The following is a 14640-nucleotide window of genomic DNA, read 5'->3' as shown; positions in this document are numbered from 1 at the left end:
GCACTTATTGTTTGCCGCTGGCTTTCCCTTTGCTCCGTCATCCTCGGGCTTGATGTTTAGCCCGAGGATGACAGAGGGTAGTGCCTCTTCATCCCTCTACCGCAGAGCCGTTGCGACGCCACTGCCGTCCGCGCGGCGAAAGACTCAAGCGATCCAAAGCCTACTGACGCTCACCCGCCGATCAGCGCCAGCCACTCGTCCTCGTCCATGGTCTGGATGCCGAGTTCACGGGCCTTGTCGAGCTTGGAGCCCGCACCGGGGCCGGCCACGACGATGTCGGTCTTTTTCGACACCGAGCCCGCCACTTTCGCGCCGATACTTTCTGCCTTCGCCTTCGCCTCGTCGCGCGTCATCTTCTCGAGCGAGCCGGTGAAAACCACCGTCTTGCCCGCAACCGGACTATCGGTCACAACCGGCGCCTCGGCCCTTTCCGGCGTCACTTCCTCGATAAGCCGCGAGACGACCTCGACGTTGCGGGGCTCCTTGTAGAACTCGACGATGGCACGGGCGACGACCTCGCCTATGCCGTCGATGCTGTTGAGTTCGTTCCAGGCGTCGCCTGCAAAACTGCCCGCCTCGATCATCGCTGCGCCAAAATGATCGTAGCTGCCATAGGAGCGCGCAAGCAGCTTCGCCGTCGTCTCTCCCACGTGGCGTATGCCGAGCGCATAGATGAAGCGGTGAAGCGCGATCGAGCGGCGGGTATTGATCGCCTCGAAGAGCTTTCTGACGCTGACCTTGCCGAAGCCCTCGATGTTTTCGAGCTTGGTGAGCGAGGACTCCTGGCGGCGCTCCAGCGTGAAGATCTCCGGTGCGGTGCGGATCCTGAGGTTCTCGTCTTCGCTTTCGAAGAAGAATTCGATCTGCTTGGAGCCAAGCCCTTCGATGTCGAAGGCATTGCGCGAGACGAAGTGTTTCAGGTGCTCGACCGCCTGGGCCCGGCAGACGAAGCCGCCGGTGCAGCGGCGCACGGCATCGACCTTGCCGGATTTCTCGTTGATGTCGCGCACCGCATGGCTGCCGCAGACAGGGCATGTGGCCGGGAATTTGTAAGGCTCCGCACCTTCCGGCCGCTCGTCCATCACCACGTCGACGATCTGCGGAATGACGTCCCCTGCCCGCTGGACGATGACCATGTCGCCGATCCGGATGTCGCGCCCTTCGTGGATTGCTTCGCCGCTATTGCCGACACCGCGGATATAGTCCTCGTTGTGCAGGGTTGCGTTCGTCACCACCACCCCGCCGACGGTGATCGGCTCCAGCCGCGCCACCGGCGTCAACGCGCCGGTGCGACCGACTTGGATGTCGATGCCCTTGAGCCGGGTGAAGGCCTGCTCGGCCGGGAACTTGTGCGCAGTCGCCCATCGCGGCGAACGCGAGCGAAAGCCGAGGCGCGCCTGCAGGTCGAGCCGGTCGACCTTGTAGACGACGCCGTCGATATCATAGTCGAGGTCCGGCCGCTCGCGCTCGATGTGGTGATAGTGTTCCAGCAATTCGTCCGCGGAAGAGAAGCGCTGCATCAGCGGATTGACCGGGAAACCCCAGGCCCTGAAGGCTTCGACCATGCCGAATTGCGTGTCCGCCGGCATTGCCGACATCTCGCCCCAGGCATAGGCGAAGAACCGGAGCTTTCGGCTCGCCGTCACCTTGGCGTCGAGCTGACGGAGCGAGCCGGATGCCGTGTTGCGCGGATTGACGTAAAGCGGCCTGCCCTGCGCCGCCATCTCGGCATTAAGCGCAGCGAAGTCCGACTTCGCCATGTAGATCTCGCCGCGGACTTCGACCACATCCGGTGCGTCCGCTGGAAGCGTCTTGGGGATCATGCCGATGGTGCGGACATTGGCGGTGACGTTTTCGCCGGTCGTGCCGTCGCCGCGTGTCGCAGCCGTCACCAGCCGGCGGTTTTCATAGCGCAGCGACATCGAAAGCCCGTCGATCTTCGGCTCGGCCGTAAAGTCGATCGAATGATCCGGAAGTCGTCCGAGGAAGCGATAGATGGCGGCGAGGAAATCGCGGGCGTCCTCGTCAGAAAAGGTGTTGTCGAGGGAAAGCATCGGCCGCGCATGGATGACCGGCTGGAAGGTGAGCGAGGGTGCAGCACCGACCTTCCGCGAGGGGCTGTCCTCACGGATGAGTGCGGGAAACCGCGCCTCGATCAGGTCGTTGCGCCGCTTCAGCGCGTCGTAATCGGCATCCGAGATTTCCGGTGCGTCCTGCCCATGATAGAGCGCGTCATGGCGGGCAAGCTCGCTCGCGAGAAAGGCCAGTTCCTCGGCGGCCTCCGTTTCGGTCAACTGCTCGACTGGTTTTCTTTCATTCGACATGGGCGACGACTCCGGATTCGCGAGTCGTTTTGTACTTCATGATTCTCCAAATCGGAATCGATTTGAGGACAAAATCATGCAGCGATTCCAAGTGCTACAACGACCTTTGCGCGTCTCGAGAGAAGCGCCGCGCCATGGTGCATAGCCGGGAAGCTGAAGTCGCTGCGCTCAGCCGTTGCCGGCGAGCAGCCGCGCCGCCGCCGCCCTCGCCTCCTCGGTGATTGAGGCGCCGGCGAGCATGCGGGCGATTTCCTCGGTGCGCGCTTCGTCGTCCATACGGGCAACGCGGGTTGCGATTGTCTCTGCCTTTTCCGCCGACGGCCCTTTGGAAATCAGGAGATGGGTCGCAGCGCGCGCGGCCACCTGCGGCGCGTGGGTGACGGAGAGCACCTGGACATTCTTGGAAAGCCGCTTCAGCCGCTGGCCAATGGCATCGGCGACCGCCCCGCCGACGCCGGTGTCGATTTCGTCGAAGACCAGCGTTGGCGCCGAGCCCCGATCGGCAAGCGCCACTTTCAGCGCCAACAGGAAACGCGAAAGTTCGCCGCCGGAAGCTACCTTCATGATCGGCCCCGGCCGGGTGCCGGGGTTGGTCTGCACATGGAATTCGACGATATCGATGCCATCGGCGGTCGGTGACGACGGATCGCTCGCGACCTCCACCATGAAACGCGCCCGTTCGAGCTTCAGCGCCGGCAGCTCCGCCATCACCGCGGCCGAAAGCGCGTCCGCCGTATGCTGGCGCTTCTCGGAAAGCGACCGGGCCGTTGCGTCGAAAGCCGCCCTCGCCTCTCCTACCTGCACTTCCAGCTGCTTCAGCTTCTCCCCGCCGGCATCCAGATCGGCGAGGTCGGCGATCATGCGAACGGCAAGCGCCGGGAGCTCCGTGACCGGAACGGAATATTTGCGGCTTGCGGCACGCAGTGCGAACAGCCGCTCCTCGGCGCGCTCCAGCTCCTTCGGGTCGAATTCCGTGTTGCGCAGCGCCCGCTCCACCGCCATCTGCGCGTCCGAAAGCTGGTTCAGCGCCCCGTCCAAAAGCTCCACGGTCTCTTCGAGCAGGCCGGGGGCCTCGTGGCTCTTGCGTTCGAGACGCCGGACAAGCGAGGCGATCAGCGGAACCGGCGACGTATTGCCGTTGAGGAACTCCGAAGCCTCGTTGATGTCGCCGGCGATCCGCTCGGCCTTCATCATCCGTGCGCGGGCTTCGGCAAGCTCCTCCTCTTCGCCGTCACGCGGCGAAAGCGTCTCCAGCTCTTCGACGGAGGAGCGCAGATAATCGGCTTCGCGCGCCGCCGCCTCTACCTTTTCGCGGTGTTTCTTGAGATTGCGTTCCGCGTCGCGCCAGCCGCGGTAAAGCGCGGCCACCTCATCCGCCGCTTCCGAGGTGCCGCCGAAAGCGTCGAGCAGTGCGCGATGCGCGTCAGTATCGACCAGCGCCCGGTCGTCGTGCTGGCCATGGATTTCGACCAGTGTCTGGCCGAGCTGCCGCATCAGTTGTACGCTCACCGGCTGGTCGTTGACGAAAGCCTTGGTGCGGCCGTCCGTCGACTGCACGCGGCGGAAAATCAGATCGCCGTCGTCATCGATGCTGTTTTCGCGCAGCATCAGCCGCGCCGCGTGGCCGGCAGGCACGTCAAAAACAGCCGTGACCTGCCCCTTGTCCTCGCCGTGGCGCACGAGCGAGCCGTCGCCGCGGCCGCCGAGCGCCAGCGACAGGCTGTCGAGAAGGATGGATTTGCCCGCGCCGGTTTCGCCGGTCAGCACGGAGAGCCCGGCATCGAAGGTGAGGTCAAGCCGTTCGATCAGGACGATATCGCGGATCGAGAGCTGGGCGAGCATCCGGTTTCATATCTTCCTTGTCGAGCGCCGAGCCTATCAGGCGCCGATGAGCCTCTTACCCGCGCGCGCGATCCAGGACGTGCCGGTTTCGCGCGGCTCAAGCCCGCCCGACTGCAGCAGCTTGAAGGAATCGGCATACCACTGGCTGTCCGGATAATTGTGCCCGAGCACTGCCGCCGCAGTCTGCGCTTCCGTGGTTACACCCATGGCGTAATAGGCCTCGACGAGTCGGGCAAGCGCTTCCTCGACCTGGTTCGTATTCGGATACTGTTCGACGACGACGCGGAAGCGGGAAACGGCGGCAAGATATTCCTTGCGCTCGAGGTAGTAGCGGCCGACCTGCATTTCCTTGCCGGCGAGCTGGTCGCGGGCAAAGCGGATCTTCGACTGCGCGTCCTCGACATAATCGGAGTCCGGATATTTATCGACGACGGCCTGCATCGCATCGATCGCCTTGGCGGCCGCCTTCTGGTCCTGGGTCACCGAGGGAATCTGCTTCGTATAGGCGAGGCCCTGAATGTATTGCGCATAGGCCGCGTCTTCCGACTGCGGGTAGAGGTTCAGATAGCGGCTCGTCGCGTTAATCGCGTCCTGATATTGGCCATTGCGGTAGGCGACGAAGGCGTTCATCACCAGCGCCTTGCGGGCGTATTCGGAGAACGGATGCTGGCGGTCGAGCGCTTCGAACTTGCGCGCCGCTTCGGTCGTCTTGCCAGCATTGAGGTTGGCAAGGCCCTGGTTGTAGAGCACCTCCGGCGGATCGGTTTCCGCCGCAAGCTTGGTGATGTCGATATCCGGATCGTTCTGGCAGGCTGTGATCAGGCTGCTGCCAGCCACAGCCGCAATAACGACCGCGGCGACGCGCACCGATTTTCTTATGTCGACCGAAACTGCAAGAACCATCGAATATTCCCGTTTCACTCGGCGGACCGCATCCCGCCAGACCTGCGCGTTTTAGAGCAAGTTGCCTCAAGATCGCAACGTCATGATCAGCAATTCATGCAAATTTGTGGCGGTATGCAGTGCTTTACGCGTTTTCCACCGATGAAGGCCGCCCAATACTTTGCGTGAAAGCATATTCCCAGCCTCGATTCCGCTTCGGGGAATCATCCGACGCAATGAAAAAGCCGGCCTTTCGGCCGGCGACTGGAGAAGAACTCACTCTTGTTGTTATGCGGACCAAGGCGCGAAACCCGGGGCGGCGACGGCGACCAAATCGCGCGAGCGGGTGCGCTGGCGCGGCGTTGCCGTTTCGACGACCTCGTAAGCGCTGTTGTCGCTCAACAGGGCTTTCAGTGCATTGGCGTTCATCTTGTGGCCGCCGCGATAGGAACGATAGCAGCCGATGAAGGGAGCGCCGGCCAGTGAAAGATCGCCGACTGCGTCAAGGGTCTTGTGGCGAACGAATTCGTCCGTATAGCGCAGGCCCTCGATATTGATCACCGTGTTGCCGTCCGAGATCACCACCGAATTTTCGAGCGACGAGCCGAGCGCGAAGCCACCGGCCCACAGCCGCTCGACATCACGCATGAAGCCGAAGGTGCGCGCGCGCGACAGCTCCCGCTTGAAGACCGAAGGCGTCATATCGCCCTTCCAGGCCTGACGGCCGATCAGCGGGCAGTCGAAGTCGATCTCGACCTCGAAGCGCATGCCGTCATAGGGCGTGAACTCCGACCAGGAGGCCCCCGATTCGATGCGCACCGGCTTGATGATGCGGATATAGCGCCGCTTCACCGCAAGCGCCCTCAGGCCGACCTGTTCGATCGCGTCGATGAAGGGCTCGGAGCTGCCGTCCATGATCGGCATTTCGGCACCGTGAACTTCGACGAGCAAGTTGTCGAGACCGAGCGCATAAATCGCAGCCATCACGTGCTCGACCGTCGCGACAGAGGTCGCCGGCGAGAAACCGAGAACCGTGCAGAGATCGGTGTTGCCGACCTGCGACGAGACGGCCCGGAACTCGGCGACGCGGCCGCCGGCGAGAACCCGCTGGAAGACGATGCCGGCGTCGGCCTCGGCCGGATGGAAGGTGATCGACACTTCCGCGCCTGAATGGACGCCAATTCCCTTCAGCGTTACCGGGCTTGCAATCGTTGTCTGAAACCCGAGGAGTTCAATTCCCATTCTCGTCGTCACTTTCACTCAATGAGGCCGCCTGGGCCAAACGCACGAAGGATGCAACGATGTTCAAAGGCACAAAGTAAGACCCCCGAGGATTCGCGTCTGTCGGCCGAAACCTCGATCTCTTGAACTAACAGCGCCCGATCGAATCGTATGCGTCCCCAATTCCGATGCTGAAAATAAGATTTTGGAGGCACCATTCCAAATCACTGTTCGTTTCGCATTGTTACGCAATTGTCATGCGCGCAACATAAGTGGCAAGCCGTTGAAAGAACGACGAAAATGGAAAAATGCCCGGGCAGTCGCCCGGGCATTCGGCAAGGTGAAGGAACAGTCCTTCAAAATCAGTTCGATTGCCGGCGAAGGAACGCCGGGATTTCGAGCTGATCATCTTCGTGCGAGCGCGCCTGCGGCGAGACGCGGCCGTGATCGTCAAGCTGGCCGCGACGCGGCGCGTAAAGGCTCGCTTCCGGCGAAAGCGGGCGGCGCTGCTGGGAGGCAGCACTCGGTGCTGCGGCCGTCATGTCGGCCGAGACGCCATGATCGTCATCGTCGCGACGGGAAAGCGAATTGGTGATTCGCTTCAGGAGCCCCATCGGGCCGCGCTCTTCCTGGTGAGCGGGTGCGGCATGCGCGCGGTGATCAATCTCGGCCTTCACGACTGGCGGAAAGTCCTCGACCTTCGGCATGCGCACCGGTTCGGCCTGCTGGCGCACGACCGGAGCAGGCTCGTGACGGACCGGCTGCGGCTGCATTTGCGGCTGCATTTGCGGCTGGACCTGTGCCTGCACCGGCATTTCGACCGGACGCTGCACCGGCGGGGCCTGACGCACTACGGGAGCGGCCTCCACCGGGGCGGCGCCGGCGAAAAGCTTGCTTTGGGGCCGAAAGGCTTCTTCCTGCACCTGCTGTACCTGCTGCACAGGCGCGGCGACCTGGGTGCGGGTGGCGATATCGAGCTCGCGCTCCATTTCGGCTTCGCGGATTGCGAGCGCGATCTGGTCGACCGTGTTTTGCTGCTGCACGGGTTGGGCAACCGGCTGCGGCTGTGGTGCCGGCTGGTGGTGCTGGGCGACCGGCTGAGGCTGGGTCGGGATTGCTGCGGACGCGCGAACGACCGGCTTCGGCGCTACCGGACGAAAGTCAACCGTGCGACCGGCCACCTCCGCGGCCGTGCGATCGATACCGGTTGCAACGACGGAAACGCGGATCAGGCCTTCGAGTTCTTCGTCGAAGGTGGCGCCAAGGATGATGTTGGCGTCGGGATCCACTTCCTCGCGGATGCGCGTTGCAGCCTCGTCGACCTCGAACAGCGTGAGGTCGCGACCGCCGGTGATGGAGATGAGCAACCCTTGAGCGCCCTTCATCGAGGTTTCGTCGAGCAGCGGGTTGGCGATTGCAGCCTCGGCGGCAGCCATTGCGCGGCCTTCGCCCGATGCTTCGCCGGTGCCCATCATGGCGCGGCCCATTTCGCGCATCACCGAGCGGACGTCGGCGAAGTCGAGGTTGATCAGGCCTTCCTTGACCATGAGGTCGGTGATGCAGGCAACGCCCGAATAGAGGACCTGGTCGGCCATCGCGAAGGCGTCCGCGAAGGTCGTCTTGTCATTGGCGATGCGGAAGAGGTTCTGGTTCGGTATGACGATCAGCGTGTCGACCGACTTCTGCAGTTCGGCGATACCCTGATCGGCGAGGCGCATGCGGCGCTGGCCTTCGAAGTGGAAGGGCTTGGTCACGACGCCGACAGTCAGGATGCCCTTGTTGCGGGCGGCCTGGGCGACGATCGGGGCCGCGCCGGTGCCGGTGCCGCCGCCCATGCCGGCGGTGACGAAGCACATATGCGTGCCGTTCAGATGATCGATGATCTCGTCGATGCACTCTTCGGCGGCTGCGCGGCCGACTTCCGGCTGCGAGCCGGCGCCGAGACCTTCGGTGACTGCCACACCCATCTGGATGATCCGTTCAGCCTTGGTCATGGTGAGCGCCTGCGCGTCCGTGTTGGCGACAACGAAGTCGACGCCCTGCAGGCCCGCGGTGATCATGTTGTTGACGGCGTTGCCGCCGCCGCCACCGACGCCGAAGACCGTGATGCGGGGCTTCAGCTCGGTGATATCCGGCTTTTGCAAGTTGATGGTCATATCACTGTTCCTTCTCGTTTTCTGGCCGCCTTGCCGAGCCGACCAAATCCTTCAAAACTCAAACACCTGTTTCGCCCGGCGCCCTGCGACGCCGGCGAAGCTCAGAAACTCTCTTTCAACCACTGTCCCATGCGGGCGATGCGGCTGTTGCCGCCGCCGAAGGTGGAGAACATGCCACCGTGGGCAGCATGGGTCTCGAGATCGGCGACCTGCGGATAGATCATCAGCCCGACAGCCGTGGAAAAGGCAGGCCCCTTCGCCGCGGCCGGCAGACCGGACACGCCGAGCGGGCGACCAATGCGGACATTGCGGGCGAGAATGCGCCGCGCCGCTTCCGGCAGACCGGTCAGCTGGCTGGCGCCGCCCGTCAGCACGATGCGCTTGCCGACGATCGGGCTGAAGCCCGAACGCTGGATGCGATCGCGAATGAGTTCCAGCGTCTCCTCGATGCGGGCGCGAACGATGCGCGACACCAGCGCACGCGGCACATGGGTCGGCTGATCGCGATCGTCTTCGCCGATCGGCGGGACGGATACGATGTCGCGCTCGTCGGCGCTGTTCGGCAGCGCCGAACCGTGCACGACCTTCAGCCGTTCGGCATCCTCGATGCGCGTCGATAGCCCGCGTGCAAGATCGGTGGTGACATGATGGCCGCCGAGGCTGACGGCGTCGGCATGAACCAGCTTGCCTTCGGCGAAGACGGAAATCGTCGTCGTGCCGCCGCCCATGTCGATGGCCGCGCAGCCAAGCTCCACCTCGTCGTCGACGAGTGCGGCAAGACCGCTGGCATAAGGCGTCGCAACGATGCCCTCGACCGAGAGATGAGCGCGGTTGACGCAGAGCTCGAGATTCTTGAGAGCGGCCCGCTCGACCGTTAGCACGTGCATATCCACGCCAAGGACATCGCCGAACATCGCCAGTGGATCGCGAATGCCGCGCTCGCCATCGAGCGAGAAGCCGGTGGGCAGCGAATGCAGGATTGCCCGATCGGAGCGCTGCGACTGCTGGCCGGCGGCGGCCAGCACCTTCTTGAGATCGCTTGCATCGACCTCCTGCCCGCCGAGATCGATCGTCGCCGTGTAGACGTCGCTCTGCAGGCGGCCGGCGGAAACATTGACGATCAGGCTGTCGATCGTCAGCCCCGCCATCCGCTCCGCGGCATCGACCGCGAGCCTGACGACGCCTTCCGCCGCGTCGAGATCGGCGATGACGCCGTTCTTCACACCGCGTGACTTCTGATGGCCTATGCCGATGATTTCGATGTTGTGGGTGCGACCGGGCAGGATCTGGCTTTCGGCGCGCGGCGTCAGCCGGCCGATCATGCAGACGATCTTGGTCGAGCCGATGTCGAGCACCGAGACGACGTGCGACCGCTTGGACGAAAGCGGCTTCAGACGCGGAAGGCCAAAATTGGCGGACCCGAACAAACTCATATCCGCTTCTCCTGGGCTTTCAGCATCTTCTCCCTCGCCTTCAACGCGACCTCTCGCCGGGCAACGGCTTCCGGCGTCAATTGTACCGTGGTGCGGTCTTCAAGCCTCAGATCGACGGCGGCGATGTCGCGCTCGAGAAGCTGGTGCCTCTCCTCCATCTCGGCGAGAACCTTCATCGCCCTGGCGACGTCGTTCTCCGGAAGCTTGACGATGATGCCGTTGTCGAGGCGCAGGTCCCACCGCCTGCCGGAAACCCGCACGAAAGCCTTCACGCGGGAGCGGAACTCCGGCCAGCGCGAGAATTCGTCGTAGAACCCGGCCGCCGCCGTCTCTGCATCGCGACCGACGAACAGCGGCAAAGCGGCGAACTTGTTGTCGCGAAGCGGCGCGATGACACTGCCGCTGCGCTCGATCAGTGACAGGTCGGAGCCATGCTGCCAGATACCGAAGGCCTTGCGTTCCTCAAGATTGACCTCGATCGTGCCCGGATAGACCTTGCGCACGGTCACGTTCTGCACCCAGGGCAATTCGCTGATCAGCCTGCGCGCCTCGGCGATGTCGAGAGCGACGAGCGACGTCGCGCCATCGAGCCCGAGCTGCTGGAGAATATCGATCTCGGAGGTTTGCTCGTTGCCGGAAACCCGGACGTCCTCGATGGCGAAGCCGGCTGCCGTCGTCGAGGCCTGCGCGAAGTTCTGCGTGTGGCCCCCAAGCGACATGCCGTAGAAGCCCGTCGCCGCAAGGAAGGCGGCGGCCGACACAGTACCGGTGTGCGCGGGAAAGCGGATGCGGCCCGTGCCAAGGCTGACCAGGAAGCGCACGACCTTGCGCAGTGGACGCGGCAGCACGAACGTCTCATCCGCCTCGCCGGCGACGCCGAGCGGGTGACGCACCCTTCTGCCCCTTCTGCCCCTCAACGCAAACACGATGCGTCCTCCACCATCCACCTGAGAAACTCACCAAACTGAAGGCCCGCATGCTGCGCCATCTCGGGCACCAGGGAGGTCGGGGTCATGCCGGGCTGGGTATTGATTTCCAGCCAGATCAACTCGCCCTCGCCGGGACCGCGATCGTCGAAGCGGAAGTCGGATCGGCTGACGCCGCGGCAACCGATTGCCTGATGCGCCTTCAAAGCGAGTGTTTGTATTTTTTGGTAAATATTTGGTGAAATCTGCGCCGGAATGACGTGGCTTGAACCACCTTTTACGTATTTTGAATCATAATCGTAGAAGGCATGCCCCTGGGGAATGATCTCGGTGACGCCGAGCGCGACATCGCCCATGACGCCGCATGTCAGCTCGCGGCCGGCGATATAGCGCTCGACCATGACACGGTCGCCGTAGCGCCATTCGCTGGACGTGATCACCTGCGGCGGATGCGACTGATCCTCCTTGACGATGACGACGCCGAAGCTCGAACCTTCGCGAACCGGCTTGACCACGTAGGGCGGCTTCATCGGGTGCCGGTTGCCGAATGTCCGCCGATCCATGATCAACGCATCGGCGACCGGAATGCCGGCAGCCTTGGCGACATGCTTGGCCTGCGCCTTGTCCATGGCGAGCGCGGAGGCAAGCACGCCGGAATGGGTATAGGGAATCTCGAGATATTCCAGGATGCCCTGGATCGTGCCGTCTTCGCCGAAGGGGCCGTGGAGGGCGTTGAAGGCAATCTCCGGACGCAGGTCCGCAAGAACTGCGGCCACATCGCGCCCGACGTCCACGCGCGTAACGCGATAGCCTTCGGCTTCAAGGGCATCGGCGCAAGCAGCCCCGGAAGACAGGCTCACCGGCCTCTCCGAGGAAAATCCGCCCATCAGGACAGCAACATGCCTGCCGCTCATCAAAACCCCCAAACAATACGCCACTATCACTATTCTTGCTTGCGTCTGGCTGATTCCGGCTGCCGAGTCGCCGGCGCCCGAACAGCGCCACTAGAACGGCATTATGGTTAATGAATCGTTTACTTTGGTTAACTCTTCTCATGAAGCGCGTCAGCTTTGCCGCCGAAAACGCCTGCCTAAACAAGGCAATCAGACGAGAAATCAGTGGTTTGTACGGCTATGTTAAGAAAATGAGTGCGGACGGCGAAAAATGAAGCCCCTGGATATCCGTCGCGGCTCCTGGCAAGGCTCTCGTCGCTTGCCTAAGCGCGCCGCTCACCTGGGACACCATCACTTCGACAATCTTGCGAACGGCGGTGACTACCGCAAAGGAATGCTGCCGGGACCTGGCCCTTGCCGAAAATCGAGGCCTCGAGCGGGTAGATCATGCCGAGCCGCGCGCCGGCGGAATAATGCTGCGCTCGCCGCAAATTTAGTTCGCATTTCTTACTATATCGGGGTTTCTCCCGACGGAAACTTGCGCTAAGACCCGCCGACCGCCTGCCAAGACGGCATGGCAATCATATCAGGAACAAGACAATGACAGACGCGACAACCTCGCTGTCGCCAAAGGATAGTGCGTTGCATCAGCCGGCAGTGAACTCGCCTGCACGGGTGCTGTTCGCCAGCCTCGTCGGCACGACCATCGAATTCTTCGACTTCTACGTTTATGCGACGGCGGCGGTGATCATTTTCCCGCATCTCTTCTTCCCCTCGGCCGATCCGACCTCGGCGATGCTGCAGTCCTTCGCCACCTTCTCGATCGCCTTTTTCGCCCGCCCCTTCGGCGCGGTGGTCTTCGGCCATTTCGGTGACAAGGTCGGCCGCAAGGCGACACTCGTCGCGGCGCTCATGACCATGGGCATTTCGACCGTCGTCATCGGTCTTCTGCCGACCTATGCGACGATCGGCATTGCCGCGCCGCTGCTGCTGGCGCTCTGCCGCTTTGGCCAGGGTCTCGGGCTCGGCGGCGAATGGGGCGGCGCCGTGCTGCTCGCCACCGAGAACGCCCCGGAAGGCAAGCGGAGCTGGTACGCGATGTTCCCGCAGCTCGGTGCGCCGATCGGCTTCATCCTTTCCGCCGGCACCTTCCTCGTGCTCGGCGAAGTGATGAGCGAGGAAGCCTTCCTCGCCTGGGGCTGGCGCATCCCCTTCATCGCCAGCGTGCTCCTCGTCATCGTCGGCCTCTATGTCCGCCTGAAGATCACCGAGACGCCGGAATTCCAGAAGGCGATCGACAAGCATGAGCGCGTCGAGGTTCCGGTCGCGGCAATCTTCCGCTCACACAAGCGCAGTCTCGTGCTCGGCACTTTCGTGGCGCTCGCGACCTTTGTTCTGTTCTACCTGATGACCGTCTTCTCGCTCTCCTGGGGCACGGCGAAGCTCGGTTATTCGCGCGAGCAGTTCCTGGTCGTCCAGATGGCCGGCGTCGTATTCTTCGGCCTGATGATCCCGGTCTCGGGCATTCTTTCGGATCGCTTCGGTCGGCGTCTCGTTCTGGTGCTGACGACGATCGGCATCGGCATCTTCGGTCTCGTCATGGCTCCGCTGATGACGAGCGGCCTAGGCGGCGCCTTCGCCTCTTCGATCATCGGCCTTGGTCTGATGGGACTCACTTACGGGCCGATCGGCGCAGCACTCGCCGCCCCCTTCCCGACGGCGGTGCGCTATACCGGTGCCTCGATGACCTTCAACCTCGCCGGCATCTTCGGCGCGTCGCTGGCGCCCTACATCGCCACCTGGCTTGCAACCAATTACAGCCTCGGCCACGTCGGCTATTACCTGCTGGCCGCCGCGCTGATCACGCTTGTCTGCCTGCTGCTCTCGAAGGAAGAGGAAGTTTCCGGCTGACGACAACACCGAATTGAAAAGCAGGAAGGGCCGCGACGGCAACCGTCGCGGCCCTTTCCGTTGCTATTTTCCGGCTTAGGCTATGCCGCGGCCGAGGAATTCCTTGATCTCGTAACCTGGCATGAAATTGCCGACGCGCTTGATCTCCCACTCCAGCTTCACGCCGGAATGTTCCATCACGCGCTGGCGCACGGTCTCGCCGAGATATTCGAGCTCGTAGCCGGTCGCCTGCCCCGTGTTGATCATGAAGTTGCAGTGGAGCGGAGACATTTGCGCGCTGCCGATCATCATGCCGCGGCAACCCGCCTCGTCGATGAGCTTCCAGGCGGAGTGGCCTTCCGGATTCTTGAAGGTCGAGCCGCCGGTCTTCTCGCGGATCGGCTGCACCGTCTCGCGATGCTGGCGCACCGCATCCATGTCGGTGCGGATCTTGTTCTTGTCTTCCGGATAGCCTTCGAAAATCGCATGCGTGAAGATCAGGTCCTTCGCCGCTGCAGTGTGACGATAGGAATAGCCCATGTCGGCATTGCTCAGAACATGCTTTTTGCCCTTGCGGTCGACCGCATGGACCTCCACGACGCGCTCGCGCGTCTCGCCGCCATTCGCGCCGGCGTTCATCCGGAGCGCACCGCCGATCGAACCCGGGATGCCGTAGTAGAAATAGAAGCCGCCAATGCCGTGGTCGAGCGCCATCGCGGCGATATTCTTGTCCGGGCAGATGGCACCCGCCTTGATGCGGTTTTCGCCGACGATCTCAAGATCGCCGAAGCCCTTGGCCGAAAGGCGGATAACGACGCCCGGTATGCCGCCGTCGCGCACGAGCAGGTTGGAACCGACGCCGATGACCATGACCGGCACGTTCTCCGGCACGAGTTTCAGAAACGTGACGAGATCGTCGGTGTCGTGCGGCTGGAACATGAGCTCGGCAAGCCCACCGGCGCGAAACCAGGTCACGCGGTCCATCGGGGCATCGGGCGTGATGCGTCCGCGAACTGCACTGACGCCGCTTCCGAGCGCTTCGAAAAGTTTCTGACCGTTGACCTGTTTCATGC

The 14640-nt window shown here is 63.0% G+C and carries 10 protein-coding genes; 1 reads left to right on the top strand and 9 read right to left on the bottom strand.

Annotated features, from left to right (window positions below; genetic code table 11):
- Window positions 1-170: 170 nt before the first annotated feature.
- From ligA to ILFOPFJJ_RS06750, 8 genes are all read right to left on the bottom strand, one after another.
- Window positions 171-2324, bottom strand: a complete 2154-nt coding sequence (gene ligA, locus ILFOPFJJ_RS06785; RefSeq protein ID WP_173509761.1) for an NAD-dependent DNA ligase LigA — start codon at window positions 2322-2324, stop codon at window positions 171-173.
- A 168-nt stretch (window positions 2325-2492) separates the two neighbouring features.
- Window positions 2493-4166 carry a DNA repair protein RecN gene (gene recN, locus ILFOPFJJ_RS06780; RefSeq protein WP_173509760.1) on the bottom strand — a complete coding sequence of 558 codons (1674 nt, stop codon included), beginning with the start codon at window positions 4164-4166 and terminating at the stop codon, window positions 2493-2495.
- Window positions 4167-4202: 36 nt separating this feature from the next.
- On the bottom strand, window positions 4203-5069 hold the full coding sequence (locus ILFOPFJJ_RS06775) for an outer membrane protein assembly factor BamD (RefSeq protein WP_173509759.1): 867 nt from the start codon (window positions 5067-5069) through the stop codon (window positions 4203-4205).
- A gap of 267 nt (window positions 5070-5336) precedes the next feature.
- On the bottom strand, window positions 5337-6290 hold the full coding sequence (gene lpxC / locus ILFOPFJJ_RS06770) for a UDP-3-O-acyl-N-acetylglucosamine deacetylase (RefSeq protein WP_173509758.1): 954 nt from the start codon (window positions 6288-6290) through the stop codon (window positions 5337-5339).
- Window positions 6291-6631: 341 nt separating this feature from the next.
- A complete protein-coding gene (gene ftsZ, locus ILFOPFJJ_RS06765; RefSeq protein WP_173509757.1) occupies window positions 6632-8425 on the bottom strand; it encodes a cell division protein FtsZ in 1794 nt (597 codons plus the stop codon).
- A gap of 101 nt (window positions 8426-8526) precedes the next feature.
- Window positions 8527-9858: a cell division protein FtsA gene (gene ftsA / locus ILFOPFJJ_RS06760; protein WP_173509756.1), complete on the bottom strand. Its 1332-nt coding sequence runs from the start codon at window positions 9856-9858 to the stop codon at window positions 8527-8529.
- On the bottom strand, window positions 9855-10784 hold the full coding sequence (ftsQ, locus tag ILFOPFJJ_RS06755) for a cell division protein FtsQ (RefSeq protein WP_173509755.1): 930 nt from the start codon (window positions 10782-10784) through the stop codon (window positions 9855-9857). The genes ftsA and ftsQ overlap by 4 nt, the downstream gene beginning before the upstream one ends.
- The gene (locus ILFOPFJJ_RS06750; protein WP_173509754.1) at window positions 10772-11698 is read right to left on the bottom strand and encodes a D-alanine--D-alanine ligase; all 927 of its coding nucleotides are present in this window, start codon (window positions 11696-11698) and stop codon (window positions 10772-10774) included. The genes ftsQ and ILFOPFJJ_RS06750 overlap by 13 nt, the downstream gene beginning before the upstream one ends.
- A 579-nt stretch (window positions 11699-12277) precedes the next feature.
- Between ILFOPFJJ_RS06750 and ILFOPFJJ_RS06745 the strand changes: the two genes are divergently transcribed.
- Entirely contained in the window at window positions 12278-13588 is a 1311-nt protein-coding gene (locus ILFOPFJJ_RS06745) for an MFS transporter (protein ID WP_173509753.1), read from the top strand.
- Between the two features lie 75 nt (window positions 13589-13663).
- Here the strand turns inward: ILFOPFJJ_RS06745 and murB are convergent, their stop codons facing one another.
- Window positions 13664-14638 (bottom strand): UDP-N-acetylmuramate dehydrogenase, encoded by a 975-nt coding sequence (gene murB, locus ILFOPFJJ_RS06740; RefSeq protein ID WP_173509752.1) that lies wholly within the window; start codon window positions 14636-14638, stop codon window positions 13664-13666.
- Between the last annotated feature and the right edge of the window lie 2 nt (window positions 14639-14640).

It is taken from the genome of Sinorhizobium psoraleae (genome assembly GCF_013283645.1).
Lineage (GTDB): Bacteria > Pseudomonadota > Alphaproteobacteria > Rhizobiales > Rhizobiaceae > Sinorhizobium > Sinorhizobium psoraleae.
The sequence above is the reverse complement of the archived record's forward strand: the minus strand, read 5'-3'. Positions and strand labels throughout refer to the sequence as shown.

What these genes read in the sequence shown, in the direction of transcription:
- ILFOPFJJ_RS06750 (WP_173509754.1), bottom strand. Translation starts at nt 11,698, where the DNA reads ATGAGCGGCAGGCATGTTGCTGTCCTGATGGGCGGATTTTCCTCGGAG.
- ftsA (WP_173509756.1), bottom strand. Translation starts at nt 9,858, where the DNA reads ATGAGTTTGTTCGGGTCCGCCAATTTTGGCCTTCCGCGTCTGAAGCCG.
- ILFOPFJJ_RS06775 (WP_173509759.1), bottom strand. Translation starts at nt 5,069, where the DNA reads ATGGTTCTTGCAGTTTCGGTCGACATAAGAAAATCGGTGCGCGTCGCC.
- lpxC (WP_173509758.1), bottom strand. Translation starts at nt 6,290, where the DNA reads ATGGGAATTGAACTCCTCGGGTTTCAGACAACGATTGCAAGCCCGGTA.
- murB (WP_173509752.1), bottom strand. Translation starts at nt 14,638, where the DNA reads ATGAAACAGGTCAACGGTCAGAAACTTTTCGAAGCGCTCGGAAGCGGC.
- recN (WP_173509760.1), bottom strand. Translation starts at nt 4,166, where the DNA reads ATGCTCGCCCAGCTCTCGATCCGCGATATCGTCCTGATCGAACGGCTT.
- ILFOPFJJ_RS06745 (WP_173509753.1), top strand. Translation starts at nt 12,278, where the DNA reads ATGACAGACGCGACAACCTCGCTGTCGCCAAAGGATAGTGCGTTGCAT.
- ftsZ (WP_173509757.1), bottom strand. Translation starts at nt 8,425, where the DNA reads ATGACCATCAACTTGCAAAAGCCGGATATCACCGAGCTGAAGCCCCGC.
- ligA (WP_173509761.1), bottom strand. Translation starts at nt 2,324, where the DNA reads ATGTCGAATGAAAGAAAACCAGTCGAGCAGTTGACCGAAACGGAGGCC.